The organism is Paracoccus yibinensis, assembly GCF_030846195.1.
Taxonomy (GTDB): Bacteria; Pseudomonadota; Alphaproteobacteria; order Rhodobacterales; family Rhodobacteraceae; genus Paracoccus; species Paracoccus yibinensis.
The window spans coordinates 36,394-62,868 of the sequence record NZ_JAVCWH010000013.1; the positions used below are offsets into that span (position 1 = coordinate 36,394).

Here is a 26,475-nt window from a genome sequence, read left to right on the forward strand (position 1 = left end):
CCGGTCGCATCACGGTCGGAATGGCGGCGATGCGTGTTTGGCGGCGTCGAGGGCGGCTACCACACCAGGACCTCGCGACGAACACGCGGTCAAAGCGGCCGTCCGCCTGCAAGCCAAGTGCTTTGCTGTGCAGCATCGCCTTGTTTCAGGGTATTTGAAAGATCACACCGTTGATGATTCCGCTCCGACGGCGGTATTCGCAGATAGGGATCGGCCTTGGTGGGCAGGGGACGGCTGGTCCCGCGCGACATGGGTTGCGCTGCCTCCAGGGCTGCCGCATCGCTATGCGGTCGCGGCCTTCACGAACCTGCGCACGGACGAAAGCCGCCGGCAGCGGTCCCGTATCGCAGCCTCGGGAACGCTGCGGGCAGTTCATTGAAATGCGGGAAAACGGTTGGCATCGCAACGTCGAACCAAGGATGGCGGCTTGGGGTCGGTTGATTGCGCTCCAACCGCAGCGCAATCAACTTTGGCATAGCAGCCGCTACAGTCCTGCTATCAGGATGTAGAGCCGAGGCGTTCGGACTGGCTGCCGGACTTCGAAGTGGAATCAGTATCCGAGCCTTGGCTGGAACTGTCGCTGCCGCCTTTGGTCAGCTCTTCCTTCGCTGCCGCAGTCACCTGTGCAGCGGCCGATTTTGCCTCATTGAGACCGGCGGACACGGCATTCTGAACCTTGGCCTTTTCTTCCTCGAAGATGCTTTCGGCTTCATGGAACAACTGATCGCTGTAACTGCCAAGCATCTCGTCCTCTTGCCGGGTCCGTGGCAACAGGCAGGCAAGGCCGGCACCGATCGCGGCCGCCGCAGCGCCAAAGATCAGGGGTTCGCTGTCATAGCCCTTGGAAACGGTGCGGCTGCTTTCACGAAGGCGCCTTGCCGCACTGTCCCGGGCATCGACTGCGCGGCGGCGGGCGTCATAAACCCGGCGTCGAGCCTCTTCGCTCAGACCTTCGGTTCCTTCGCTCAACCGGTCATGCAGGCTGCTGGTGCTGCCGCTGATCCGGTCCCTCCAGTCGTAAGCCTTCTGGCGCACGGTTTCAGCCATCCCGCCATGCCCGGAACTGCTGCCCGAAGCGTTGTGCTGACTGCCGCTTCCAGTGCTGTCCCAGCGGTCCGGCCTTGATGTCGTGTATGACGACGATCTGCTGACGCTGCCGGGCCCCGCCATGTCGCTTCCTGTGGTGCTGACGGCATAAGGCTCGCTTGGTCTGTCCCAGTCGCTGTCACGGCGACGGGAACGGTAATCCATCGCCCGATGCGTGGGATCATAGCCGCGGCCGAAAATCAGCCAGGCCAGACCCACCCCCGTCAGCGCAAGCGCCACCGGGTTCGAACGCGCCGCATCGCTGGCGGTATTGGCCCATTCGGATCCGTTCTCGCGGAACTTGTCGGTCAGGCGGCGCGCAAGGCCGTCCAGCGACAGTTCATCCTGCAGGTCGTCCAGGGTGCGGCGCAGCGCATTCCGGTCCTGCTCGATCTCACGCTCGATGCGTTCTGGATTGTCCGTCTCATTTGTCATTGTAGGCCCCCTTGATGGTTTGCGCGTCGCGCTGCACGTTCTGGACAGTGCGGGACGGCATCAGCGCTTCGGGCTTCAGGTCGTTCGTGCCCTTGCGCAGCAGGATGTAGGCAAGCACCGCCAGCACGACGCCCACGATGACCGCGCTCCAGATCGGACCAAGCTCGGTTTCGGCAAGCGCGGCGACCAGTGCCGCCACCAGCACGTTGATGGTGACGATGGCGATCACCCCCGCGGCGGCGATAAAGCCTATCGCGACACCGGCCCGCTGGATGTTCTGGCTGACCTCGGCCTTGGCCAAGGCGACTTCCTTGCGAACAAGTTCGCCCGACAGGCGCAGTGCTTCGGATGCCAGCGACGCGGGGTTATGCGACCGGACAGGATCGTCGACGCGTCCGGTATCGTTTGAATAATCAGACATCTCGGCCTCCATTCCGATCAGTGGCGGGTGCATTGCGATAAGACTGGCCCTGGGCTCCAGAGGTGCCTCCGGTGCCTCCGGTGCTGCCGGTGCGGGAAGACTGCGCCGACGGATCACCGCCAATCTCGCTGCCCGCGCCACTGCCGCCGATCCCGCTGCCGGAGGTTCCCATTGCGGGCGACATGCTTCCGGCGGTGCTGCGCGGGGGCGTGGTCCCGGATCCGGTACCACCCGTGCTGGTGGATGACAGCCCGGAACCGGACGAGCCACCGCCCGCGGGGGTGCCGGATGTTCCATACCCGGTAGAGGTGCCGGAACCGCCGGTTCCACTGTGGCCCATGCCAGCCTGTCCCGTCCCGGTCCCGGCCTGGCTTGACCCGGACATGCTGCCGGTCATGGCGCGCGCCTGGCTGCCCGACCCACCCATCGCCGCATGTGACCGCGACGAACTGCCAGAGTAGCTGGAGCCTGATGAGCTGCCCGGATAGCTGGAGCCGCTTTGGCTGCCGGTGCCGTTCCGATGGCCCTCGGGGGCACTGGCCAACAGGAAGCGTGCTGCCGCAAAGCCTCCCAGCGCGCAGATGCCCAGGAATGCGCCTGGACGTTCGCGCGCAAAGTCGCGGACGCCGTGCACGATATCGGTCGTGTCCGTGGATTTCATGTTCTGCGCAAGGCTGCCGACGCTGTCGGCGGCATAATCGAACATCCTGCCGATGCTGGAATCGGGATCGATTTCGGACTTGGCGGATCGCAAGGCCGAGGCCAGTTGGTCCGCCTGCTTGGAAAGTCCGCCGCGAAAACCTTTCTCGCGTTTCGCGGCTTCTTGTTTCAGGGTGTCGGCAGCCTGGCTGACCTTTTCGCCTGCCTGCTCCTTAAGACTGCCCAATGTGGACTGGTTGTTTCCTTCCGAGGTCTTGTGATCTTCTGAGTGCATGGGAAGCCTCCCGATATCTGAGATTTCGTTGCCGAGGATACGGTGCCCCAACCTTGTCATAGGGTTCACAACGACCCAGTTTGGCAAATGTTCCAATGCAGCTTGGCAAGGTCGTCCATGGAACCATCGGCTGCTTCCCGCGCGTTCCAACCGCAGCAAGGCAGTATGCTTTCCCGGGGATTTGCAAAAACGCCCACTCCGCAGCGCCGCACCGGTAGTGAAGGAACACGCTATGTCACGACACGATCGCAACAATCCTGGCAGAAGCGCAGAGACGCCTGCCCGCATTCCGGCCGCCGGATGGAAGCAGATCCTGTGGCGGGTCAAGGACGAGATTTCTCGTGACCACATCTCGGTCGTGGCGGCGGGCGTCGCCTTTTACGCGCTGCTGTCCCTCTTTCCCGCCATCGCGGCGCTGGTGTCGATTGCAGGGCTGGTTCTTGATCCGGCGGACATCGCGGGCCAGCTGGAAACCGTGGTGGGGATGTTGCCCGAGGAAGCTGCCGGGATCCTGCAGGATCAGGTCACGAAAGTCACAAGCGGCAGCCAGACAGGGACCGGCCTGGTCGCGTTGTTCGGGGTGGCGGTGGCCCTTTACGGCGCCATGAAGGGGGTAATGACCCTGATAGAAGGGCTGAACATCGCCTATGACGAGGAAGAAACGCGCAGCACCATCAAGCTTTACCTGACCGCCCTGGCGATCACGATCGGCGCGATCCTTGGGACTGCGGCGGGGCTGGGGCTGATGATCCTTTTGCCGTCACTGGTTGCCTGGGGCAACCTGCCACCGATCCTCGAAACCGTGGTCAACGTCCTGCGCTGGCCCTTGATGGCGGCGCTGGCGATGCTGGGACTGGCGGCACTCTATCGGTTCGGTCCTTCGCGTGCGGAGCCGAAATGGCGGTGGATCAGCATCGGCGCCGTTGTCGCGACGACGCTGTGGATCGTCGGCACCCTCGGTTTCTCGATCTATGTCCGCAATTTCGGCAGCTATACCGAAACCTACGGCACCCTGGGCGGCGTGATCGTGCTGCTGACCTGGCTGTGGCTGTCAGCCTTCGTGATCCTTGGCGGCGCCGAGTTGAACGCCGAGACAGAGCAGCAGACGGAAAAGGATACGACAAGTGGCGCACCCCTGCCCATGGGTCAGCGCGACGCGGTCAAGGCCGACACGCCCCCGCCCGCCGAACAGGGCCGGTCCGGGCAGGGCCGGGCTGGACAGAACCGTGGGCGAAGGGCGCGGAACGCAGCCGCGGCGACTTCACCGACGACCGACCTGTCCCTGGCGATGGTGCTGATGGGAAATGCGGCCTGGAAGATGTTGCGGCGAAACCGCTGACAAGGGCTGCTTGACGGGCGACTGTCAGGCGGCGGTATCCTGCGGCTCGGCCAAGTCGGGGGCGGGCGCCTTGGAACGGGCGGCCTCGTCCTCGCGCTGGGTGCGGCGCAGGACGATCAGGCCGGAACCCACGATCAGGGCCGCCCCTGCGATCATGCCGGTGGCAGGAACATCGCCGAACACGATGAAGCCTAGCAGCGCGCCCCAGACCAGCAGCGAATATTGCAGCGGCGCCACCACCGAGGCATCCGCAAGCTTCAGCGACCGCGTGACCAGCATATGCGCCCCCGTCGCGACCAGCCCCAGCAGGAACAGCAGGCCCAGGTCGCCCGCGGACCGGACCGGCTGCCAGTCGAAGGGCGCCAGCAGCACCCCCGCCACCAGTGCGGCCGCAAGCTGGAACAGCACCAGGTCGCGGTCGGGGGTTTCGCGCAGGGACCGGCCCAGGATGACCATGGCCGCGAAGGCCGCCGTGCCCAGCAGGGCGAACAGGACGCCCAGACCGGATACCTGCAGCGACGGGGCCAGCAGGATCAGGACGCCCGCAAAGCCTACGGCGACGGCGGTCCAGGTCTTTGCCGACACCCTCTCGCCCAGCAGAAGCGGGGACACCGCGACGACATAGATCGGCGCGGCCATCCAGAAGGCCATCACGTCGACCAGCGGCATATAGAAGACGGCCAGGTAGAAGCAGAACACCTCGGCCGTGGCGCAGATCGCGCGAAGGGCTTGCAGGCCCGGGCGGGGGGCCGACTTGACCCGCGCCACGATGCCCTTGCCGCGCAGGAAGAAGGGCGCCATCAGCAGGCAGGCCGCAAGGGATCGCAGCAGGATCACCTGCGCCACACCGTAATCGGCCACCAGCCATTTGCCGATCGTGTCGTTCAGCGCGAAGGCCGCCATGCCCAAAAGCATCAGCAGCGCGCCGGCCAGATTGCCTGACATCCAGAATCCCGCCCCAAGCCCGTTTTCTGTCATGCCCGCGGCGTCGTCACCGGCGCCGCGGGCTGTCTTGAAGCTGCCGGGTCAGTTGCCCGCGCGCAGGTCCGCCAGGGCTGCCTGCACCTGGTCCACGACATCGGCGCCGATGGCGTCCTTGTGCTTTTCATAGACGACCTGCGATTTCTCCAGCATCTCCTCCTGCTCCTCGGGCGAGATGGTGTTGAACTGCAGGCCGGCCTCTTGCATCTTCGCCAGCGACTCCTGGTTCAGCTTCTGGATCGCCTCGCGTTCCACATCGCGCCCGACGATCGCGCAGTCGCGCAGCGCCTGCTGTTCTTCCGGCGAATAGGTGTCGAAGATCGCCTTCGAGAACAGGAACAGGAACGGCGTATAGGCGTGCTTCGTCTCGCTGATGTATTCCTGCACCTCATAGAACTTCGAGGTGTCGATGGTCACATAGGGGTTTTCCTGCGCGTCGATCGCCTTGGTTTCCAGGGCCGAGAAGACTTCGCCGAAGGCCATCGGCGTCGCGTTGGCCCCGAAGTTCGAGAAGGTGTCCAGGAAGATGTTGTTCTGCATCACGCGAACCTTCATCCCCTCGAAGTCTTCCCACTGGGTGATCGGCCGCTGAGAGTTCGACATGTTGCGGAAGCCGTTTTCCCAATAGGCCAGATTGACCAGGCCCACCTCGTCCAGCTTCTGGTTCAGCATGTCGCCGAAGGGGCCGTCCATGATGGCATAGGCTTCCTCCGGGGTGCGGAACAGGAAGGGCAGATCGAAGACGCCAAGCGCAGGCACCATCCCCACCAGCGGCGAGGACGAGGTCACGACGGCTTCCTGCAGGCCGCTGCGCAGCGCCTGCGTGGCCTGCAGGTCGCCGCCAAGCGCGCCGCCCCAGAAGCCCTGCATTTTCATCTTGCCGCCGGTCTTTTCGTCCAGGCAAGCCTGCATCGCCTGCATCCCGGTGTTGACCGGGTGGTCTTCGTTGATGCCGTTCGACACCCGGAACGTACGTTCCTGGAACTGGGCCAGGGCCGGCCCGGCGGCGGTCAGTGCCGTGGCCGCGCAAAGGGCGGCGGTCAGGATGGTATGTTTCATGGTATCTCCTCCCATTTTCGTTTGGTCTTTGGTCAATAGAACCAGTTTGCCGGAACGATCACGATGCTGGGGAACGCGACCAGCAGCAGCAGCACCAGGATCTGCGCGATCAGGAACGGCCAGACGCCGATGATCACCTTGCCCAGCGGCACGCGCCCGACGCCGCTGACGACGTTCAGCACCACGCCCACCGGCGGCGTCAGCAGCCCGATGCAGCAGTTCATGATGAACATGACGCCGAAATAGATCGGGTCGATGCCCGCCTTGGCGATGATCGGCATCAGCACCGGGGTCAGGATCAGGATCGTGGGCGTCAGGTCCAGGGCCGTGCCGACGATCAGGATCAGGATCATGATGGCCAGCATCAGCAGCTTGGGGTTCTCGATCAGCGGCTCGATATAGCCGGTGATCTCGGCGGGGATGTTGGCGGCGGTGATCAGCCAGGCCGACACAAGGGCCGCGCAGACCAGGAACATGATCGCAGCCGTGGTCCGCCCGGCCGCGATCAGCACGGCGGGCAGGTCGGCCAGCTTCAGTTCGCGATACACGAACATGCCGACGAACAGGGCATAGAAGGCGGCGATCACGGCGGCCTCGGTCGGGGTGACGACGCCCAGCTTGATGCCGCCCAGGATGATGACCGGCATCCCCAGGGCCCAGATCGCCCGTCCCGAGGCGCGGCCCCGGTCGGCCCAGCTTGCGCGGGGCAGGGTCTCGACCCGGTCGTTGCGGGCCACGATCATCCAGGTCACGGCCAGCGACAGGCCCATCAGGACGCCCGGCACGATGCCCGCCATGAACAGCTTGGAAATCGACACATTGGCCGCCACGCCGAAGATGATGAAGGCCATCGACGGCGGGATCACCGGCGCGATGACGCCCCCCGCCGCGATCAACCCGGCTGACCGGGGCACGTTGTATCCCGCGCGCGCCATCATCGGGATCAGGATCGCGGCCAGTGCCGCCGTGTCCGCCGCGGCCGAACCCGAGATCGAGGCCATGATGACCGCCGCGATGATCGCCACAAGGCCCAGGCCGCCCCGGATATGGCCCACGCAGCTGATGGCAAAGTCGATGATGCGCCTGGACAGCCCGCCCGCGTTCATCAGCTCTCCCGCAAGGATGAAGAACGGGATCGCCAGCAGCGTGAAGGTGTCGGCCCCGATCAGCATGTTCTGGGCGATGATCTGGGTGTTGAACATGCCCATGTAGGACATCAGCACCACGCCGCAGAAGATCAGCGCGAATGCAACCGGGGCGCCGATGGCCATGGCCCCCAGAAGCGAGACGATAAAGACCAGCAGCGTCATTCCATGTGTCCCCGGGTGCTGCCGTCCGGCAGGGTGTCGTCATGATCCCCGCCGAAGCCGTTGATCTCGGCATCGGTCATTCTGCCGGTCAGCAGGCGGAACAGCCGTTCGGCCGTGATGACGATGATGCCGATGCCGGTGAACAGGCCGATGCCATAGACCCAGGCCATCGACAGGCCCGTAACCGGCGCGCTCATGCTGGCGTTGATGGGAAGCTGCTTCCAGGTGCCCACGGTCAGGACACCCGCGCAGCCCAGGATCAGCAGGTCGGACAGCCCCATCAGCACGGTGCGGCCCCGGCGGCCGAACCGGGCGACGACGGTCTCCATCCCCATGTGCTGATGGTGATGATGCGCCACGACCGCGCCGATGAAGGTCAGCCAGACGAAGGCAAAGCGGGACAGCTCGTCCGACACCGCGATGCCCGAGTTCATGGCATAGCGCATGACGACGTTGACAAAGACCATCAGCGCCATTCCTGCCAGCAACAGCGCCAGAAGGATGTCGAGGAAGCGGAAGAACAACTGCACCGCCCTTGCCATGTCAGATCCTTTCGCCCAGGCCGCGCCCGACCAGGTTTCGCATCAGCGCGCCGACGCCGAAGTCCCATGGGGGACAGCGGTCGGTCCGGTCCACCCAGTTAACCAGCCGGCCCAGGCGGGGGGACGCGATCTCGACCCGGTCGCCCACCTCGTGGGTGAAGCCCTGGCCCGCGCCGCGACGGTCCTTGACCGGGGCGAACATGGTGCCCAAAAACAGCACCGCCCCGTCGGGATACTGGTGCGAGCGGTTCAGAAGCTGGCCGACCAGGTCGGCCGGGCTGCGGCTGATCGCCTCCATCGGGCTTTCGCCGGTCATCACGAAGCCGTCCTCGCCCTCGACCCGCAGCGACACGCGCAGCCGGTCCAGGTCGCCCTGGGTGAAGCCGTCGTCGAACAGGCGGATGAAAGGACCGATCGCGCAAGAGGCGTTGTTGTCCTTGGCCTTGCCCAGCAGCAGGGCCGACCGCCCCTCGACATCGCGGAGGTTGACGTCGTTGCCCAGCGTGGCACCCAGGATCGTGCCGTCCGACCGCACGACCAGCACGACCTCGGGTTCGGGGTTGTTCCATTCGGACATGGGATGGATGCCGACCTTGTCGCCGCAGCCGACCGCCGACATGGGCTGGGCCTTGGTGAAGATCTCGGCGTCCGGGCCGATGCCGACCTCCAGATACTGCGACCAGAGGCCCATTTCCTGCAACAGTGCCTTGACCTGCCCGGCCTTGTCCGACCCGGCCCGGACGCCGCGAAGGCTGTCCCCGATCACCGGCGCCAGGCGGGCGCGCACGTCCTGGGCGCGGGCGCTGTCGCCGCGGGCCTGTTCCTCGATCACGCGTTCCAGCATGCTGTCGGCAAAGGTGACGCCTGCGGCCTTGACGGCCTGCAGATCGACCGGCGCCAGAAGGTGTCCCGCCGTTCCGTCCAGAAAGTCGTCCAGGGCGCCAAGATCGGGCAGGTCGCCCGCGGCGATGGCCGCTGCCAGGTCGTGCCGCTCCAGCAGGCCCGACATCGTGGCCGAAATTCCCGTCAGATCGAACAGCCGGCCTTTGCGCAGGACGGCGGGGCAGGGGCCGCCCTGACGGTCCGACCAGATGCGCGCCAGCAGCGTCGCGCGATTCTCGTCATCGGGCAAAAGCGCGGATGCGCTTAGGGCCTGTTGCAAAGCCACGTGTTCCCTCCCTTCGGTGCCCTCCAGCACCTGCGGTTGATGTCAGACAACCGTATGATAGGACCATAACGAGGGGAAAACCGACTTGTCCATGACAAACTTCCCTGTGTTTTCAGTCGGCCTCAGTCATAGACCTCCAGCTTGAGGGCCACCCGCTCGGCAGAATTGCGCATGTGTTCCCGCATGGCTTCGCGCGCGCGCAGCGGGTCGCGCGCGGCGATGGCGTCGCGCAAGGCGCGGTGTTCGCGGCTGACGATCGCCACGATTTCCGTCAGTTGCAGCAGCTCCCGCGATGCGACGATGGTCTGCATGATCCGGTCCGAAATGGCGCCCAGGAACTGCACGAAATAGTCGTTGCCGGTCGCCATCGCGATGGTCCGGTGAAAGTCCAGGTCGGCGATGATGCCGTCATTCGCGCGTTCGCCGGTGTCGTTCATGCGCACCAGCGCCTGGTCCATCACCTCCAGATGTTCGGGACGATGATAGACCGCAGCCAGGCCGGCGGCCTCGATTTCCAGCGGGACGCGCAACTGGAACAGGTCGCGGAAGGCGTGCTTGTCCATCTGCCCTCCGTCGTCCAGGCGGATGTGTCGGGCCGGACGCTCGATCACAAAGGCGCCGACGCCCTGGCGGGTTTCGATCATGCCTTCGTTGCGCAATTGCGCGATGGCCTCGCGGATGACGGTGCGGCTGACCCCGAAGCTTTTCGACAGCGCCAGTTCGGTGGGCAGCTTGTCGCCCGGCTTCAGCGCGCCCTTCTGGATCTGCCGCGAGAACTGCGTCGCGATCCGGGTCGGCAGGTGTTCCGTCCGCATGATCTGGGTAAAATCGCCGCTCATCATCAGCTCCTGTGGGGGTTGCCATCGCCCGGTCAGGACGGATCGGTCTGGCAGCCCGGGTTCATCGTCATCTTCGGGTCTAGCGCATTCTTGACCAGCCCAAGAAGATGACGCCTTACCGCAGGCAGGCGGTTGTCGAAATCGGCCTTCTTCAGCCGCCCGATGCCATGTTCCGCACTGATCGACCCGCTGTATCGATCCAGCACCTCGTTCACGATCTTCTTGGCCGCCAGGATCTGCGCCTCGACCCCGGCGGGGCCCTGCGCGAAGTCCGGCAGGACGTTCAGGTGCACGTTGCCGTCGCCGACATGGCCATAGGACACGCAGGTGCAGCCCGGCATCCGCGCCGTGATCGCGGCCTCGGCCTCGGCCACGAAATCGGCCAGGCGCGACAGCGGCACCGACACGTCTGTCCGCAGGTGCCGGCCACGCTGGGCTTGGCCCAGGTTCATGCCCTCGCGGATCGCCCAAAGGTTCCGGGCCTGCGCCTGCGACTGGGCCACGACCCCATCGACGGCAAGGCCGGATTCGAAAGCGGATTCCAGAAAGCGATGCATCAGGTCGTCGATATCGACCAGTCCCGACCCCGAGATCTCGATCAGGACATAGGCGGGATAGGTCGCCTCCAGCGGGATCGGCAGATCCGGCATCGCCTCTCGCGCCAGGTCGATGGCCAGCGGCGGCATGAACTCGAAGGCCGACATCAGGTCGCAGCAATCCCGGCGCGCGCGGCGGTAAAGCTCGATCGCGTCCTCCAGCCGGGACAGGGCGACCAGGGCGGTGGCGACCTTGTCGGGCGCGGGCAGCAGCTTGATCGACACAGCGGTGATGATGCCCAGCGTGCCCTCCGCGCCGATGAAAAGCTGCTTGAGGTCGAGGCCGCTGTTGTCCTTGCGCAGCTGCGATAGCCCGTCGAACAGCTGGCCGTCGGGCAGCACGACCTCCAGCCCCAGGACAAGTTCGCGCGTCATGCCATAGCGCAGCACGTTCACCCCGCCCGCATTGGTCGAGACATTGCCGCCGATCTGGCAACTGCCCTGCGCGCCAAGGGTCAGCGGGAAATACAGGCCTACTGCTGCCACGGCCTCCTTGACCTGTTCAAGAACCGCCCCCGCCTCGACCACGGCTGAAAAGTTGTCGGGGTCGAGGCAGCGGATGCGGGACATTCTTTCCAGGGTGACGACCACCTGCCGTGCAGGCTGGTCGGGCAGGGCGCCCAAGACCAGCCCGGTATTGCCGCCCTGCGGAACGATCTGCAAGCCCAAGGCCACGGCCGCGCGGACGCAGGCCTGCACCTCGGCGGTGTCGCGCGGGCGCAGGACCGCGATCGCGCTGCTTTGGACGTCGCCATGCCAGTCACGGCAATAAGGCAGGACGGCGTCGCCGGAGATCACGATATCGGCGCCCAGCATTCCGGCCAGCCTGTCCGCAAGGCAATGGCCTTCGGCATCTGTGGTGGTTTCAGCCGCCATGTCAGGCAGTCCGTGTGCTTCGATCATCGCCGGGCCTTCAGATATTTATGTTTGCAGGTCATCAGACAACCATACTAATCTAAGCCGAGAGATTTTCCACCAGGATCTAATGAGGAGCGCGCGAATGCATGTCCTGACCATCGGTGCCGCCGGCATGCTGGGCCGAAAGCTGACGCAGCGGCTGGTGCAAATGGGGGAATTGGGGGGAAAGCCGCTGGAGGCGCTGACCCTGGTTGACGTGGTCGCGCCCGAAGCGCCGGAGGGATTTGCGGACAAGGTTCGGCTGATCGCGGCGGATCTGTCGGCACAGGGCACTGCGGCGCAACTGATCCAGACGCGGCCCGACGTGATCTTCCACTTTGCCGCCATCGTGTCCGGCGAGGCCGAGGCGGATTTCGAGAAGGGCTACCGGATCAACCTGGATTCGACCCGCGACCTGTTCGAGGCAATCCGTCTTGCCCACATCGCGGAGGGCTATTTCCCGCGCGTCGTCTTCGCCTCGTCCATTGCCGTGATGGGGGCACCGCTGCCTTACCCGATCCCGGACGACTTCCACACGACTCCGCTGACAAGCTATGGCACCCAGAAGGCGATTTCCGAGTTGCTGCTGGCCGATTACACCCGCCGCGGCTTCTTGGACGGAATCGGCATCCGGCTGCCCACGATCTGTATCCGACCGGGCAAGCCGAACAAGGCGGCGTCAGGCTTCTTCTCCAGCATCCTGCGCGAACCCCTGGTCGGGCAAGAGGCCGTCCTGCCAGTGCCCGACAGCGTCCGGCATTGGCATACCTCGCCCCGGTCGGCGGTGGGCTTCATGGTTCACGCAGCCACCATGGACCTGTCCCTTGTGGGGCCGCGCCGCAACCTGTCGATGCCGGGCGTCAGCGCCACGGTGGGCGACCAGATCGAAGCCCTTCGCCGCGTCGCCGGCAATGATGCGGTCCGGCTGATCCGCCGCGAACCAGACCCGGTCATCACCCGCATGTGCGAAGGCTGGGCGCCGGGCTTCGAGGCCACGCGCGCACGCCAGTTGGGCTTTGTTTCGGAAGACAGCTTCGACGACATCATCCGCGTGCATGTCGAAGATGAACTGGGCGGCGCGACATGAACCGCATCGCGTTTCTTGGCACCGGGCTGATGGGCGCACCAATGGTCCGGCGCCTGCTGGCGGCGGGCCACCACGTCACCGTCTGGAACCGCAGCCCCGAAAAGGCGCAGGTGCTGGCCGACGCAGGCGCGGTGCTTGCCTCTGATCCCGCGCAGGCCGTCCGTGATGTCGAGATTGCCTTCACGATGCTGGCCGACGGCGCGGCCGTGGCGGATGTCCTGTTTTCGCGCGGCGCCGCCGATGCCATGCGCAAGGGCGCCATCCTGATCGACACCTCCTCGATCGCGCCCGCACAGGCCCGCGAGCATGCCGATGCCCTGGCCGCCAAAGGCATTCATGCGGTCGATTGCCCTGTGTCGGGCGGCGTCGCGGGGGCCGAGAACGGCACGCTTGCGCTGATGGCCGGGGGCGAGGCTGCGGTGATCGCTCGCATCGCCGATGTCATGGCGCCGCTGGGCCGCATGACGCATGTCGGCCCGGCCGGGGCGGGGCAGGTCTGCAAGCTGGCGAACCAGCAGATCGTGGCCATCACCATCGGCGCCGTGGCCGAGGCCATGGTGCTGGTGTCGTCCGGCGGCGCCGACCGCGCCAGGTTCCGCGAGGCGATCCGCGGCGGTTTCGCCGAAAGCCGCATCCTGGACCTGCATGGCGCCCGGATGATCGCGCGGGACTTCGCACCCGGCGGATCGTCCCGATTTCAACTGAAGGACCTGAACGCCGTCGCGGATCTGGCGGCGGGCGCGGGGCTGGCCCTGCCGCTGACCGAAACGGTTCGGGCGGCCTTCGGCGATTTCGTGGCCTCGGGCCACGGCGACACAGACCACAGCGGGCTGCTGCTTCATCTCGAGGCGATGAATGGGGCGCATCCCGAAGCGAGGACGACCGATGACTGACAACCCGCCCCGCCGCCTGCGTTCGCAAGACTGGTTCGACAATCCCGACCATGCCGACATGACAGCGCTTTATCTTGAACGGTTCATGAACTATGGCACCACACCCGAGGAATTGCGGTCGGGCCGGCCCATCATCGGCATCGCCCAGTCGGGCAGCGACCTGAACCCCTGCAACCGGCACCACCTGGATCTGGCCCGGCGGGTGCGCGACGGCATCCGCGACGCCGGCGGCATCCCCATCGAATTTCCCAGTCACCCGCTGTTCGAAAACTGCAAGCGTCCCACCGCCGCGCTTGACCGCAACCTGGCCTATCTGGGCCTGGTGGAACTGCTTTACGGCTATCCCTTCGACGGGGTGGTGCTGACCACGGGCTGCGACAAGACCACGCCCTCGGCCATCATGGCGGCGGCGACGGTGGACATCCCTGCCATCGTGCTGTCGGGCGGGCCGATGCTGGACGGCTGGCACGAAGGCAAGCTGGCGGGGTCGGGCACGGTGATCTGGCAATCCCGCCGCAAATACGCCGCCGGAGAGATCAGCCGCGACGAATTCCTGCAGACCGCCCTGGATAGCGCGCCGTCCATCGGCCATTGCAACACGATGGGCACCGCCTCCACGATGAACGCCATCGCCGAGGCGCTTGGCATGTCGCTGACCGGCTGCGCCGCGATCCCCGCCGCCTATCGCGAACGGGGGCAGATCGCCTATCGCACCGGGTTGCGCGCCGTGGAGCTGGTGCGAGAGGACCTGCGCCCGTCGCAGATCCTGACGCGCGGGGCCTTCCTGAACGCGATCCGGGTGAACTCGGCCATCGGCGGGTCCACCAATGCGCAGCCGCATCTGATGGCGATGGCCAAGCACGCAGGCGTGGCGCTTGATCCGTCCGACTGGCAGACCCACGGCTATGACGTGCCCTTGCTGGCCAATGTCCAGCCTGCGGGCGCCTATCTGGGCGAACGCTTCCACCGCGCGGGTGGGGTGCCTGCGATCATGTGGGAACTGATGCAGGCGGGCCTGCTGGAGGGCGACTGCCCCACCGTCACCGGCCGGACCATGGCCGAGAACCTTGTGGGCCGCGAGGCCACCGACCGAGAGGTGATCCGCCCCTTCGACGCGCCGCTGATGGACCGCGCGGGCTTCCTGGTGCTGAAGGGCAACCTGTTCGACTTCGCGATCATGAAGACCAGCGTGATTTCCGAGGATTTCCGCGCCCGCTACCTGTGCCAGCCGGGCCACGAGGGCGTGTTCGAGGGCACGGCCTTCGTCTTCGACGGATCGGCCGACTATCACGACCGGATCAACGACCCGGCCCTGCCCATCGACGAGAACTCGATCCTGGTGATCCGCGGCGCCGGACCTTTGGGCTGGCCCGGCGCGGCCGAGGTGGTGAACATGCAGCCGCCCGACCGCCTGCTGAAGCGCGGTATCCGCAGCCTGCCCACCCTGGGCGACGGGCGGCAGTCGGGGACCGCCGACAGCCCCTCGATCCTGAACGCCTCGCCGGAAAGCGCGGCGGGGGGCGGGCTGGCCTTCCTGCGCACCGGCGACCGCATCCGCATCGACCTGAACCAGGGCCGCTGCGACATGCTGGTGGACGAGGCCGAGATCGCCCGCCGTCGGGCCGAGGGGCTACCGCCCGTGCCGCCCTCGGCGACGCCCTGGCAGCGGATCTATCGCGAAACGGTGACGCAGCTTGAAGACGGCGCGACCATCCGGGGCGCCGAGGATTTCCGCCGCATCAGCGCGACGCTGCCCCGGCACAACCATTGACCGGGGCCCGGACCAGACCCTGAAGGAGCTTTATCCATGTCCATCTCGCTGTTTGATCTGACGGGCAGGACGGCGCTTGTCACCGGCTCGTCTCGGGGACTGGGCCGGGCCTTCGCGGAAGGCTTGGCCGGGGCGGGCGCGCGCGTCATCCTGAACGGCCAGGATCCCGACCGGCTGGAAGCCGCGGCCACCGCCATGCGCGCGGACGGGCATGACGTGCTGAAGCTTGCCTTTGACGTGGCCGACGAACAGGCCATTGTCGCCGCGTTCCGGCAACTGGATACCGACGGCGTGGATGTCGATATCCTGGTGAACAACGCGGGCATCCAGTTCCGCCGCCCGATGCTGGACCTGGACAGCGCCGACTGGCGCCGGGTGATCGACATCAATCTGACCTCGGCCTTCGTGATCGGCCGCGAGGCTGCGCGCCGCATGGCCGCGCGCGGGCGGGGCAAGATCATCAACATCGGCTCGGTCAACTCGCACATGGCCCGCGCCACCATTGCCCCCTACACCGCAGCAAAGGGCGGGATCGTGATGCTGACCAAGGCAATGGCCGCCGAATGGGGCGAAAAGGGCATCCAGGCCAATGCCATCGGGCCGGGCTACATGGTCACGGAAATGAACAAGGCCCTGCTGGAGAACCCCGAGTTCGACGCCTGGGTCAAGGGACGCACGCCGATGCGCCGCTGGGGCCTGCCCAGGGAACTGGCAGGCACGGTGATCTATCTCGCCTCGGACGCATCCAGCTATGTGTCCGGGCAGATCATCTATGCCGATGGGGGAATGACCTCGGTGCTTTAGGGCGCGCAGATTGGGGCCGAGGCGATCATGGTCGGCCCGACAGGCCGCGTCCCTGACAAGGGTCCGGCGGCATCTCCATGAGCTGAAGTCCCGGGGGTCCCTTCCCGGTCACCGGTGACACCCCGGGGGAACCTTTGGGCGTGGTGCAGGATTGGGCTTTCTCATCCCGCTGGCATCGGGCCGGTGGAACGGCTTGCAATTCATGAGGTGCCCATGTCCGCGTCCTCTCGATCCGGGGACCGTGTTCAGGAAGAACTCGTCTCCAACATGATGGCCATTCCGGCGGCGATCGGCCTGATCGTCGCCGTGCTTGCCTTTTTCCAGCACGGCTCCGGCATCGCCGGCACGCCCGGCGCGGGCCTGGCGATCCTGGGCTTGGCGGCCCTGGTCGCGGCCTCGCTTCTGGTCGGACGCATGGCGCCGGGACGGTTTCGCACCTTCATCACGGTCATGATCCTGATCGGCGGGCTTCTGACGCTGGTCTGCGCCTGGTTCCTGATGCAGGGCTGGATCATGCTGGCCGTTGCGCTGACGCTTGTGGCGTGGCTGATCTTCATCCTGATCGCGAGGTGACGACATGGGGCGGATCCTTCTTCTTCCGGCATTGCTGATGGTCACGACCGCGCAGGCCCAGCAGACCGAATGGAAGACCTTCCACGGCAATGCGATGGCGCAGAAATATTCCGCCTCGACCCAGATCACGCCCGAGAATGTCGGCGATCTGGAAAAGGCATGGGAGATCCATACCGGCGACGTTTCCGACGGATCGGGGGAACTGGTGGGCACTGTGTGGTCGGCCACGCCGATCCTCGCAAACGACCTTCTGTATGTCGGCACGCCGTTCTATCGCATCTTCGCCGTCAGGCCCGACACGGGCGAGGTCGTCTGGACCTATGCCCCGGACGATACCGTGCTGAAACCCTTGACGCAGCCGGAATTGAAGAACCGCGGCGTGACCTATTGGGAAGACGCCGGGGCATCCGGTCCCTGCGCCAAGCGCGTCTATATCGGCACCATGGACGCCCATCTTCACGCGGTCGATGCCGACACGGGTCAGCTTTGCGCCGATTTCGGCGATGGCGGCATCCTGAACGTGAACCAGTGGAACAAGCCTGACGCCAATTTCCCGCTGTCGCAGTTGCAGCCGCCGACGGTCTTCCGCGACAAGCTGCTGCTGGGCTGGGCCGGAAAGGACTGGTATGACGCCGAAAACCCGCTGGGATCGGTCTTTGCCGTGGACGCGCGCACCGGCGAACTGGAGTGGAGCTTTTATTCCATTCCCGAAGGCTATGACGGCACGACGGGCACCGCCAATGTCTGGACCGCCATGTCCGTGGACGAGGAAAACGGGCTGGTCTATCTGCCCGTGTCCAGCCCCAGTGCCGACTATTATGGCGGCACGCGCCTGGACCCGATCCCGCTTGCGACCTCGGTCACGGCCCTGAACGGCGAGACAGGCGAAACCGTTTGGTCGCGGCAACTGGTCCATCACGACATCTGGGACTATGACACCGTCTCGGCCCCCACGCTGGTGGACATCCCGGCCGAGGGCGGGGCGACGCCCGCCTTGGTCCAGCCGACCAAGATGGGCTTTGCCTTCGTCCTGAACCGCCTGACCGGCGAGCCGATCTTCCCGATCGAGGAACGGCCCGTCCCGGCATCGGATGTCGAGGGCGAGGTCGCCGCCCCGACCCAGCCCGTTCCCACGCTTCCTGCCTCGACGACGGGCGACGACTGGGGCGGGGTCTTCGGCCTGGCCGACATCGCGTCCCTTGGCTATTGCTCGCGCCGGTTCGAGGAGCTGCGCTATGACGGCCGTTATACCCCGCCCAGCCTGCAGGGGACGCTGGCCTTTCCCGCCACGGCGGGCGGAATGCAGTGGGGTGGCGGGGCGGTCGATCCCGAAACGGGCATCTTCTATGTCAACAGTTCCCGCGTGGCGCAGATCTATCAGCTGATCGAGCGCGAGGAATACGAGACCATGACATCGGGCGGCAGCGAGGCCGAGGGCGGCCTGTTCCCGATGTTTGGCACCCCCTTCGGCTTCCGGCTGGAAAACTTCCTGAACCCCTTCGGGATGCCCTGCTGGAAGCCGCCCTATGGCCTGATGACCGCCATCGACCTGAAGACCGGCGAGACGCTGTGGGAGGTGCCCTTCGGGCAGGTCCAGAAATGGGGCTTCTACATGCCCGAAAGCTGGGGCTCGCCCACCATCGGCGGGCCGGTCGTGACAGCGTCCGGGCTGATCTTCATCGGGGCCTCCATGGACGCGCGGGTCAGGGCGCTGGATGCATCCTCTGGCGAGGTTCTGTGGAAGGCCCAGGTCGATGCCCCGGCGGTCTCGAACCCGGCTGTCTATGACTACAAGGGCCGGCAATATGTGGTCTTTGCGGTTGGCGGCAATTCCATCATCAAGCCGCAGGTCGCCGACCAGCTGGTTGCCTTCGCCCTGCCGGAATAAGGGCAGCGAAAGGCTGGCAGCCGCGTGCAGAGGGCGGCTATGACAATCCTCGCCTTCGTGTCCTGAACAATGGGTCCCGAGGGCGTGCTAGGGGACCGGACTGCCGGTCCGTTCCTGTCCCACCCATGCCAGGAAGGCTTCGCGCGCCCGCCTCCTGCCTGCATCCCGCGGCGTCAGATTGGACCGGATCAGATAATAGTCGAACTCCTCCAGAACCGGGGTTTCCGACAGTTGCACAAGCCGGCCTTCCTTCAGGTCCGGCCCGATCATGGCAAGAGAGCAGAGCGCCACTCCCTGTCCCGCCAGGGCGGCGGCGCGCAACAGGTTGAAGTCCTCGAAGATGGCTCCTGGCAGGCGGTCAGGCACAACCGTTTCCGCACGCGCCAGCCATGTCTTCCAGCCCGACAGGTCGCTGTCATGCAACAGCCCCACCCCCAGCAGCCATTCGGCGGACAGGGCGACGGGATCGGTCCCGACCAGGGCAGGACTGGCGACGGGAACGCTGCGCCCGGACAGGAACGGTTCGGCCAGGATGCCCTCGGCCACGGGGCGGGTATCCGCAAAGGTGAACGCCACATCGGTGGTCGTGAAGTCGATCTCGTGGCCATGATGGGCATAGATCACGCGCAACTGGACATCGGGATGCAAGGCCCGGAACCGGGGCAGCCGGGGGATCAGCCAGCAGACCGCGACCGAGGGGATCGCCGCCACGACCACTGCCCCCTCTGCCGATGCGGGCCTTGCCCGGCGGCACGCGGCATCGATTCCGTCGAAAGCCGTCGTGAGATCGCGGGCCAAGGCGATGGCGCGCGGCAGCAGGCGTGGCGTCCGCCCGCTGCGGTCGAACAGCGACACACCCAGCCAGTCTTCCAGGTGCTTGATCTGATGACTGATCGCCGATTGCGTCACGCACAGATCCTCGGCGCCCGCGCGAAAGCTTCCTGTTCGGGCCACGGCCTCGAAGGCGCGCAGTGCATTCAGGGGAGGCTGGGACATCGTCTGCCTTCACATGAGAATACCTAATCACCGCTTTATAAATGGTCCTTTGACTGCTGCAAACGTTCTTCGCATTTTCAAGGAAATATCATGCGAGGAGGAATGCCATGAGTGAACGCGAAAGACTGCAGGACTTTGTCGGCAACGGGGACAAGGCAAAGGGCACCTTTTCGGACGCCGAGATGCAGCGGCGGCTGGATGCGATCCGCAAGTACATGGCCGACAAGGCCATCGACGCGGCATTGTTCACGTCCTATCACAACATCAACTACTATGCCGACTTCATGTTCTGCCAGTTCGGGCGGCGCTATGGCTTCTTTGTCGATCATGATCATGCCACGTCGATCAGCGCGGGCATCGACGGGGGCCAGCCATGGCGGCGCACCTTCGGCGGCCGGAACCTGACCTATACCGACTGGCAGAAGGACAACTATTTCCATGCCATTCGCCAGATCATCGGGGGCGCCAAGCGGATCGGGATCGAGTTCGACCACGTCAACATCGACCTGCTGAACCTTCTCAAGGCGGAATTCCCCGGCGTCGAGTTCGTGGACATCGCTGCCCCCGCCATGCGCCTGCGCATGATCAAGTCGGCCGAGGAGATCGCCCATATCACCGAAATGGCGCGCATCGCCGATATCGGCGGCGCGGCCTGCGTCGAAGCCACAGCCGTGGGCGTCCCCGAGCACGAGGTGGCGCTGCATTCCACAGCGACCATGGTGCGAGAGATCGCGAAGTCCTGGCCCGAGGGCGAATTGCTGGACACCTGGACCTGGTTCCAGTCGGGCATCAACACGGACGGCGCCCACAACCCGGTCACGTCGCGCCGGATCGAACGCGGCGACATCCTGTCGCTGAACTGCTTCCCGATGGTTGCCGGCTATTACGTCGCGCTGGAACGCACGCTGTTCGCCGAAGAAGCGAGCGACGAGCATATCCGCCTGTGGGACTTCAACTGCCAGGTTCACGACCGCGGCAAGGAACTTCTGGTGCCGGGTGCCCGCTGTTCCGACATCGCGGCCGAACTGAACGAGATGTATGCCGCCCAGAACCTGCTGCAATACCGCAGCTTCGGCTATGGCCACAGCTTCGGCGTCTTGTCGCACTATTACGGTCGCGAGGCGGGGCTGGAACTGCGCGAGGATTGCGACACCGTTCTGGAACCCGGCATGGTCGTCAGCATGGAGCCGATGATCACCATCCCCGAAGGCCAGCCGGGCGCCGGGGGATATCGCGAACACGACATCCTGGTGATCGAGGAAGGCGGCAACCGCAACATCACCGGCTTCCCCTATGGTCCCGAGCACCTGATCGTCAGGAAGGCGGGCAAGGCCAAGGCCGCCTGAGATGACGACCGGCGGGGCGCAGGCCCCGCCGGTTCGCTTTCGGAAAGATGCGAAAGCCGTCCGGCAGACCGGGAGGGTCGGGCCGGCAACGATGACACATGCCATCATCGGTCCACATGGGAGGAGAACCATGACCGCCATGACCATCCCCGCCGCGGCGGGCCCGGATACCAGTGCAGATGCCAAGGCCACGCCGGCCGTCCTGCGCAAGGTTCTGACCGCAAGCTTCATCGGCAATTTCGTCGAATGGTTCGACTATGCGTCCTACGGCTATTTCGCGACGGTGATCGCCGTTGTCTTTTTCCCCGACATCGCACCGTCGGCCGCGCTGATGGCGACTTTCGCGGTCTTCGCCATCTCGTTCGTCATCCGCCCGATCGGCGGCATCGTCTGGGGCAGCATCGGCGACCGCGTCGGCCGCAAGACGGCATTGTCCTGGTCGATCCTGATCATGTCCGGCGCGACGACCCTGATCGCGCTTCTTCCCGGTTACGCACAGATCGGCATCGCCGCGCCGATCCTGCTGCTGGTCCTGCGCATGGTGCAGGGGTTTTCCGCGTCCGGCGAATATGCGGGGGCGGCATCGTTCCTGGCCGAATACGCCCCGCCCGAAAAGCGCGGCTTCTATACCAGCATGGTTCCAGCCAGCACCGCAGCGGGGCTTTTGGCGGGGTCGCTGATATCGGCCCTGCTGTTCTCGGTGCTGGACACCGGGCAGTTGCAGGACTGGGGCTGGCGCCTGCCGTTGCTGCTGGCGTTCCCGATGGGCCTTGTCGGCCTCTACATCCGGCTGAAGCTTGAGGACACGCCCAAGTTCCGCGAAATGGAAGCGCAGCATCATGTCCCGGCCACGCCCACGCGCGAGTTGTTCACCACCTATCGCAAGCCGATGGTGCGTGCCTTTGCGGTCACCTGCCTCAACGCGGTCGGCTTCTACCTGATCCTCAGCTACATGCCCACCTATCTGATCACCGAGATGGGCATGGACGAAAGCGCGTCGTTCCTGGCCAACAGCATTGCGCTGACCGTCTATATCTTCCTGATCTTCCTGATGGGCGCGTTGTCGGACAGGTTCGGGCGAAGAACTGCGCTGATCAGTGCCTCGGTGCTGTTCATCCTGCTGACGGTGCCGCTGTTCGGGATGCTGAATGGGGCAACTTTCGGCATGATCGTCCTGATCCAGGTTGTCTTCGGCGCCCTGCTGACGGTGAACGACGGCACGCTGCCCTGCTTCCTGACCGAGATCTTTCCGACGCGCGTGCGCTATTCCGGTTTCGCCTTCAGCTTCAACACCGCCAACGCGCTGTTTGGCGGCACCGCGCCCTTCATTGCCACCTGGCTGATCGCGGCCACGGGCAGCAAGGCCGCCCCGGCCTGGTTCCTGGTGGCCGCGGCCGTCGTCGCCCTGTTGGCCATGCTGTCCTGCCGCGAAACGGCCGGACGGCCCTTGGAGGACTGAAGCCGCCTTGCGGATGCGGCGGCATCACACCCCGCCGTCGAAGGACATCCCGCTCGGAACGTGAGCGTATCTCATCGCGGCGTGAGGAAAGCTCCTTTGACAAAAGGGTCATCTGGACGCTCCGATGACGAAGAAAGACTGCCATCCCTGCCGACCCGGCCAAGGTGATGAACTTGCACAACCATCATGGGACGCATCATGAAGACATCTCTTATCCTCGGCACCGCACTGGCCTTGGTTGCAACGGCAGGGATGGCGGAACAGATCACCGTCATGTCCTGGGGCGGCACCTACAGTCAAAGCCAGGTCGAAGCCTATCAAAAGCCCTTCACGGCCCAGACCGGGATCGTCGTCAATTCCGTGGACAGCGACAATCCCGCCATCCCCATCAAGGCCCAGGTCGAGGCCGGCAATGTCACCACCGATGTGGTGGACATCGAATATCCCGACGCGATCCGCCTGTGCGACGAAGGCCTGCTGGAGGAGATCGACCCCGCCATGCTGCCCCCCGCGCCGGACGGCACGCCCGCGACCGAGGACTTTCTTCCTCAGGGTCTCAGCGACTGCGCCGTGGGCTCGATCGTCTTCTCGACCGTCTATGCCTATGACCGCACCCGCTTCCCGGACAACCCGCCCTCGACCATTGCCGATTTCTTCGACACGACGGCGTTTCCCGGCAAGCGCGGCCTGAAGAAGGCGCCCAAGGCGCTGCTGGAGATGGCGCTGATGGGGGACGGCGTTCCTGCCGATCAGGTCTATGACCTGCTGTCCACCCCCGAAGGCGTCGATCGCGCCTTCGCCAAGCTGGATACGATCAAGAACGACGTCGTCTGGTGGGAAACCGGGGCGCAGGCGCCGCAGCTTCTGGCCGACGGAGAGGTGGTGATGTCCACCGCCTATAATGGCCGGATCTTCAATGCCGCCGTGTCCGAGGGCCGCCCCTTCGACATCGTCTGGGACGGGCAGGTTTACGAATACAACCTGTTCGCCATTCCGAAGGGCGCCCCGCACAAGGACGCGGCCCTGAAATACATCGCCTTCGCCACCGACACGCAAAGGCTGGCGGATCAGGCGAAGTGGATCAGCTATGGGCCGGCCCGCAAGTCGTCCGCACCCCTGGTCGGTCTTTACCAGGACGGCAAGACCGAGATGGCTCCGAACATGCCCACCAACCCTGACAACATGAAGAACGCGCTGGGGTCGTCCTATGACTTCTGGGTCGATCACGAGGCCGAGTTGACCGAACGCTTCAACGCCTGGCTGTCGGCAGGCTGAGAACGCGGCCTTCCGGTCGGATGTGGAGCTGTATGGTCCAGAATTCCGTTGTCGTGCAGGCCGCCGTCGGGCGGATCACGGCCGCGGTCTGGATCACCTCCTGCATTCTGTTGAGCCGCGCTGCGCGCCGATCACATTCCGGCAGAAACGCCCGTGATCTGATCCTGGCGGAACCACCGTTGCGGCGGTTGCGGCGGCCGCATCCGAAATCGTCGCCGCGAATGTCCTTGCGCTGCTTCGCAACGCGCTGATTGCGCCGCCTCCGTGCCGCATAGGGCCTGGCGGACCCTGGCGACGGCTTCTGGTTCCCAATGTTCCTTGCGGCAGGCAGGGGCATCGAACGTTGTTCGATGGCTTGGCCGACGCCCTGGGACGATTTCATCGCCACTGCCCGCTCCCTGGTGGGACTGGACGGGCTGCGCACCGGCTGGGCGCCCCTGGACAGGGTTCCGGGCAGGCCGGAAGGCGCGTCGGCTTGCCAAGGCCACCATCTTTCGCCGGGCGCTGCGCCCTCGGCCGATCCATGCCATCGTCGTGCGGTCCACCGTCATGGGAAAAGGCGTCGGGCGGCTGTCCTGTTGCCGGCCTTCGGATCGGGGCGGGGTCCCGGTGCGGATCGCGACCGGCTTCCTCAAGAAGCAGTGGTGCAATACCTGCCCCGCCTGCTGCTGGGCAGGCGCTTGCGGCCGAACTCCGTCAAGGGTGGTCAATCCGACCGGCAGCAAGTGCGGGGGGGGGGGGGGACATCATACTTCGGCGGCCCAAGGGCGAAATGGCGGAGCAAATACCCGAACAGCAGCATGGACTGGACCGGTGCTTCATGAAAGCCTTGGCAAGGCCCATACTGGACCTTGACCGCAGGCCATCCTTGGCCTTTCAGCGCCATCCGAACACGCGGGAACCGCCACCCATGACCGCAGACCAGACCGACATCCGGCCCCGGCTTCTGTCCATCGCCACGGCGGTGCCGCCCCATCCCATGGATCAGGACGACATCCTGCGCGAGTCCCGCGCGCTGCTGCAGTCGCGCTTTGCCCAGTTCGACCGCCTGGCTCCGGCCTTCCGCAACGCGGGCATCGAACGGCGCTATTCGGTGGTGCCGCTGGACTGGTTCCGCCAGCCGCATGGCTGGGTGGACCGGACGGCGGCCTTCGCGGCAGGCGCGGCCGACCTGTTCCGGCGGGCAGCAGGCGCGGCCCTGGACCAGGCGGGGCTGCGTGCCGATCAGGTGGACATCATCGTCACCGTCTGCTCGACCGGGATCGTCACCCCCACGCTCGAGGCGCTTGTCGCCCGCGACATGGGCTTTCGCGCCGACGTCATGCGCGTGCCCGTCTTCGGCCTGGGCTGCGCGGGGGGCGTGTCGGGCCTGTCGGTCGCCGCCGACCTGGCGGCAGCCCGGCCCGGCGCGGTGGTGCTGCTGGTCGCGGTCGAGACCTGCACCCTGCTGTTCCGCCTGGACCGGCTGGCCAAGGCCGACATCATCGCCACGGCGCTGTTCGGCGACGGCGCGGCGGCGGTCGTGCTGCGCGCAGGCATGGATGCGGACGACGCGCGGCCCCGGATCGGCCGGGGCCTGCAGCACATGTGGCCCGATACGCTGGGCATCATGGGCTGGACGGTCGAGGAAACCGGCCTTGGCGTGATCTTCGACCGCTCGATCCCCGACTTCGCCGAGGCCGAGCTGCGCGCCGCCCTGGACAACCTGGCGCCCGGCCGGTCCGTGGACCGCTATGTCTGCCATCCGGGCGGCGCCAAGGTCATCACCGCGCTTGAGGCGACACTGGATCTGGCGCCGGGGGCGCTGGATGTCGAACGGCGGGTGCTGGCCCAGAACGGCAACATGTCCGCCCCGACCGTGCTGTTCGTGCTGGCCGAAGTGCTGCGGGAAACGCCGCCGCCGAAGCTGATGGCGATGGCGCTGGGACCGGGCTTCACGCTTTCGGTTCTGCCGATCACGGTGGACTAGATGGACCTGCACCTGCCCGCCCTTGCCTTCATCGCCTTTCTGCTGCTGCAGCGGGGGGCGGAACTGGTCATCGCCCGCCGCAACACCCGCCGCCTGCTGGCGCGGGGCGCGGTCGAACACGGGGCCGCGCATTATCCGCTGATCGTCGCGATGCACGCGGCCTGGCTGCTGGCGATCGCGGCCCTTGGCTGGCCGAACCCTGTCCATTTGGGCTGGCTTGCCGCCTTTGCGGTGTTGCAGGTCCTGCGGGTCTGGGTGCTTCTCAGCCTCGGGTCGCGCTGGACCACGCGGATCATCGTTCTGGACGAGCCGCTGGTCGCGCGCGGTCCCTATCGCTGGGTCTCCCATCCCAACTACCTGGTCGTGATCGCCGAGATCGCCGTGGCCCCGATGGTGCTGGGCCTGTGGCCGGTGGCCGCGGTCTTCACGATCCTAAATGCCCTGGTCCTGCGCGTCAGGATCCGTGAGGAAGCCCGCGCCCTCGGCTTGCGCCCGTGACGCCTGCATGTCGCGTGGTGCAATCATCGCGTGCGAGAATCGCCGAAATGTGCTAGGCTTCCCGGGACGGATCGGCCCTGGAACGGGGCAGAGGCCGGGCCTCCGGCGGACACCTCGGTCTGGCCGACCCCCTGCACGGGGAGGATGCAGCCATGACCGACAGAACGATTGGCAACCCGCTGAGCTGGAGCGCGCAGAAGCTGGCCGGCATGGGCCGGGGCGTGGGGCAGGCGATCGACGGGATCGGCAGCCACCAGATCACCCGGCCACAGGTCAACCGGATCGATCTTGCCGATCTTCGCATGGCCC

At 65.8% G+C, this 26,475-nt stretch carries 24 protein-coding genes; 12 read left to right on the forward strand and 12 right to left on the reverse strand.

The features are described 5' to 3' along the window. Positions 1 to 498 precede the first annotated feature (498 nt). From RAH32_RS17750 to RAH32_RS17760, 3 genes are read right to left on the reverse strand one after another with little or no spacing between them, the layout of a single operon-like run. On the reverse strand, positions 499 to 1,521 hold the full coding sequence (locus tag RAH32_RS17750; protein ID WP_306609725.1) for a DUF3618 domain-containing protein: 1,023 nt from the start codon (positions 1,519 to 1,521) through the stop codon (positions 499 to 501). Then, complete coding sequence (locus RAH32_RS17755; RefSeq protein WP_306609727.1) at positions 1,511 to 1,942, reverse strand: phage holin family protein; 432 nt, start codon at positions 1,940 to 1,942, stop codon at positions 1,511 to 1,513. Before RAH32_RS17755 ends, RAH32_RS17750 begins: the two co-directional genes overlap by 11 nt. Next, on the reverse strand, positions 1,935 to 2,876 hold the full coding sequence (locus tag RAH32_RS17760; protein ID WP_306609729.1) for a hypothetical protein: 942 nt from the start codon (positions 2,874 to 2,876) through the stop codon (positions 1,935 to 1,937). Before RAH32_RS17760 ends, RAH32_RS17755 begins: the two co-directional genes overlap by 8 nt. A 232-nt stretch (positions 2,877 to 3,108) precedes the next feature. Here RAH32_RS17760 and RAH32_RS17765 point away from each other — a divergent pair, with 232 nt between their 5' ends. Next, the gene (locus RAH32_RS17765) at positions 3,109 to 4,215 is read left to right on the forward strand and encodes a YihY/virulence factor BrkB family protein (RefSeq protein WP_306609731.1); all 1,107 of its coding nucleotides are present in this window, start codon (positions 3,109 to 3,111) and stop codon (positions 4,213 to 4,215) included. A gap of 24 nt (positions 4,216 to 4,239) precedes the next feature. Here the strand turns inward: RAH32_RS17765 and RAH32_RS17770 are convergent, their stop codons facing one another. From RAH32_RS17770 to RAH32_RS17800, 7 genes are all read right to left on the reverse strand, one after another. Continuing rightward, entirely contained in the window at positions 4,240 to 5,160 is a 921-nt protein-coding gene (locus tag RAH32_RS17770) for a DMT family transporter (RefSeq protein WP_306609733.1), read from the reverse strand. Between the two features lie 81 nt (positions 5,161 to 5,241). Next, entirely contained in the window at positions 5,242 to 6,255 is a 1,014-nt protein-coding gene (locus tag RAH32_RS17775) for a TRAP transporter substrate-binding protein (RefSeq protein WP_306609735.1), read from the reverse strand. Between the two features lie 32 nt (positions 6,256 to 6,287). Beyond that, positions 6,288 to 7,565 (reverse strand): TRAP transporter large permease, encoded by a 1,278-nt coding sequence (locus tag RAH32_RS17780; protein WP_306609737.1) that lies wholly within the window; start codon positions 7,563 to 7,565, stop codon positions 6,288 to 6,290. Then, positions 7,562 to 8,107, reverse strand: a complete 546-nt coding sequence (locus tag RAH32_RS17785; RefSeq protein WP_306609739.1) for a TRAP transporter small permease — start codon at positions 8,105 to 8,107, stop codon at positions 7,562 to 7,564. Before RAH32_RS17785 ends, RAH32_RS17780 begins: the two co-directional genes overlap by 4 nt. Before the next feature lies 1 nt (position 8,108). Then, positions 8,109 to 9,269, reverse strand: a complete 1,161-nt coding sequence (locus RAH32_RS17790; protein ID WP_373429736.1) for a fumarylacetoacetate hydrolase family protein — start codon at positions 9,267 to 9,269, stop codon at positions 8,109 to 8,111. A 128-nt stretch (positions 9,270 to 9,397) separates the two neighbouring features. Then, on the reverse strand, positions 9,398 to 10,117 hold the full coding sequence (locus RAH32_RS17795) for a FadR/GntR family transcriptional regulator (protein WP_306609743.1): 720 nt from the start codon (positions 10,115 to 10,117) through the stop codon (positions 9,398 to 9,400). A gap of 29 nt (positions 10,118 to 10,146) precedes the next feature. Next, positions 10,147 to 11,613 carry an FAD-binding oxidoreductase gene (locus RAH32_RS17800; RefSeq protein ID WP_306609745.1) on the reverse strand — a complete coding sequence of 489 codons (1,467 nt, stop codon included), beginning with the start codon at positions 11,611 to 11,613 and terminating at the stop codon, positions 10,147 to 10,149. Between the two features lie 97 nt (positions 11,614 to 11,710). Between RAH32_RS17800 and denD the strand changes: the two genes are divergently transcribed. From denD to RAH32_RS17830, 6 genes are all read left to right on the forward strand, one after another. Next, positions 11,711 to 12,694, forward strand: coding sequence for a D-erythronate dehydrogenase (gene denD, locus RAH32_RS17805; protein WP_306609747.1), 984 nt, complete (start codon positions 11,711 to 11,713; stop codon positions 12,692 to 12,694). Then, positions 12,691 to 13,587, forward strand: coding sequence for an NAD(P)-dependent oxidoreductase (locus RAH32_RS17810; RefSeq protein ID WP_306609750.1), 897 nt, complete (start codon positions 12,691 to 12,693; stop codon positions 13,585 to 13,587). Before denD ends, RAH32_RS17810 begins: the two co-directional genes overlap by 4 nt. After that, positions 13,580 to 15,358 (forward strand): IlvD/Edd family dehydratase, encoded by a 1,779-nt coding sequence (locus tag RAH32_RS17815; protein ID WP_306609752.1) that lies wholly within the window; start codon positions 13,580 to 13,582, stop codon positions 15,356 to 15,358. Before RAH32_RS17810 ends, RAH32_RS17815 begins: the two co-directional genes overlap by 8 nt. A 36-nt stretch (positions 15,359 to 15,394) precedes the next feature. Beyond that, positions 15,395 to 16,162 (forward strand): SDR family oxidoreductase, encoded by a 768-nt coding sequence (locus RAH32_RS17820; RefSeq protein WP_306609754.1) that lies wholly within the window; start codon positions 15,395 to 15,397, stop codon positions 16,160 to 16,162. Between the two features lie 267 nt (positions 16,163 to 16,429). After that, positions 16,430 to 16,735 carry a hypothetical protein gene (locus tag RAH32_RS17825; protein WP_306609756.1) on the forward strand — a complete coding sequence of 102 codons (306 nt, stop codon included), beginning with the start codon at positions 16,430 to 16,432 and terminating at the stop codon, positions 16,733 to 16,735. Positions 16,736 to 16,739: 4 nt separating this feature from the next. Further along, positions 16,740 to 18,623 carry a pyrroloquinoline quinone-dependent dehydrogenase gene (locus RAH32_RS17830; protein ID WP_306609758.1) on the forward strand — a complete coding sequence of 628 codons (1,884 nt, stop codon included), beginning with the start codon at positions 16,740 to 16,742 and terminating at the stop codon, positions 18,621 to 18,623. An 87-nt stretch (positions 18,624 to 18,710) separates the two neighbouring features. On the opposite strand, the gene RAH32_RS17835 is transcribed toward RAH32_RS17830, so the two are convergent. Next, entirely contained in the window at positions 18,711 to 19,619 is a 909-nt protein-coding gene (locus RAH32_RS17835; protein ID WP_306609760.1) for a LysR substrate-binding domain-containing protein, read from the reverse strand. A gap of 107 nt (positions 19,620 to 19,726) precedes the next feature. On the opposite strand from RAH32_RS17835, the gene RAH32_RS17840 reads away from it, so the two are divergent. The 3 genes from RAH32_RS17840 (at position 19,727) to RAH32_RS17850 (ending at position 23,699) form a co-directional block, all read left to right on the forward strand. Continuing rightward, entirely contained in the window at positions 19,727 to 20,965 is a 1,239-nt protein-coding gene (locus RAH32_RS17840; protein WP_306609761.1) for an aminopeptidase P family protein, read from the forward strand. A 130-nt stretch (positions 20,966 to 21,095) separates the two neighbouring features. Beyond that, a complete protein-coding gene (locus RAH32_RS17845; RefSeq protein WP_306609763.1) occupies positions 21,096 to 22,424 on the forward strand; it encodes an MFS transporter in 1,329 nt (442 codons plus the stop codon). A gap of 198 nt (positions 22,425 to 22,622) precedes the next feature. Beyond that, entirely contained in the window at positions 22,623 to 23,699 is a 1,077-nt protein-coding gene (locus tag RAH32_RS17850) for an ABC transporter substrate-binding protein (protein WP_306609765.1), read from the forward strand. Here RAH32_RS17850 and RAH32_RS17855 read toward each other — a convergent pair. Then, positions 23,674 to 24,087, reverse strand: a complete 414-nt coding sequence (locus tag RAH32_RS17855) for a hypothetical protein (RefSeq protein ID WP_306609767.1) — start codon at positions 24,085 to 24,087, stop codon at positions 23,674 to 23,676. The genes RAH32_RS17850 and RAH32_RS17855 overlap by 26 nt on opposite strands. Before the next feature lie 522 nt (positions 24,088 to 24,609). Between RAH32_RS17855 and RAH32_RS17860 the strand changes: the two genes are divergently transcribed. Together RAH32_RS17860 and RAH32_RS17865 are read left to right on the forward strand one after the other, a co-directional pair. Then, entirely contained in the window at positions 24,610 to 25,668 is a 1,059-nt protein-coding gene (locus RAH32_RS17860; RefSeq protein WP_306609769.1) for a type III polyketide synthase, read from the forward strand. After that, positions 25,669 to 26,166, forward strand: coding sequence for an isoprenylcysteine carboxyl methyltransferase family protein (locus RAH32_RS17865; RefSeq protein ID WP_306609771.1), 498 nt, complete (start codon positions 25,669 to 25,671; stop codon positions 26,164 to 26,166). The last annotated feature ends 309 nt before the right edge of the window (positions 26,167 to 26,475 follow it).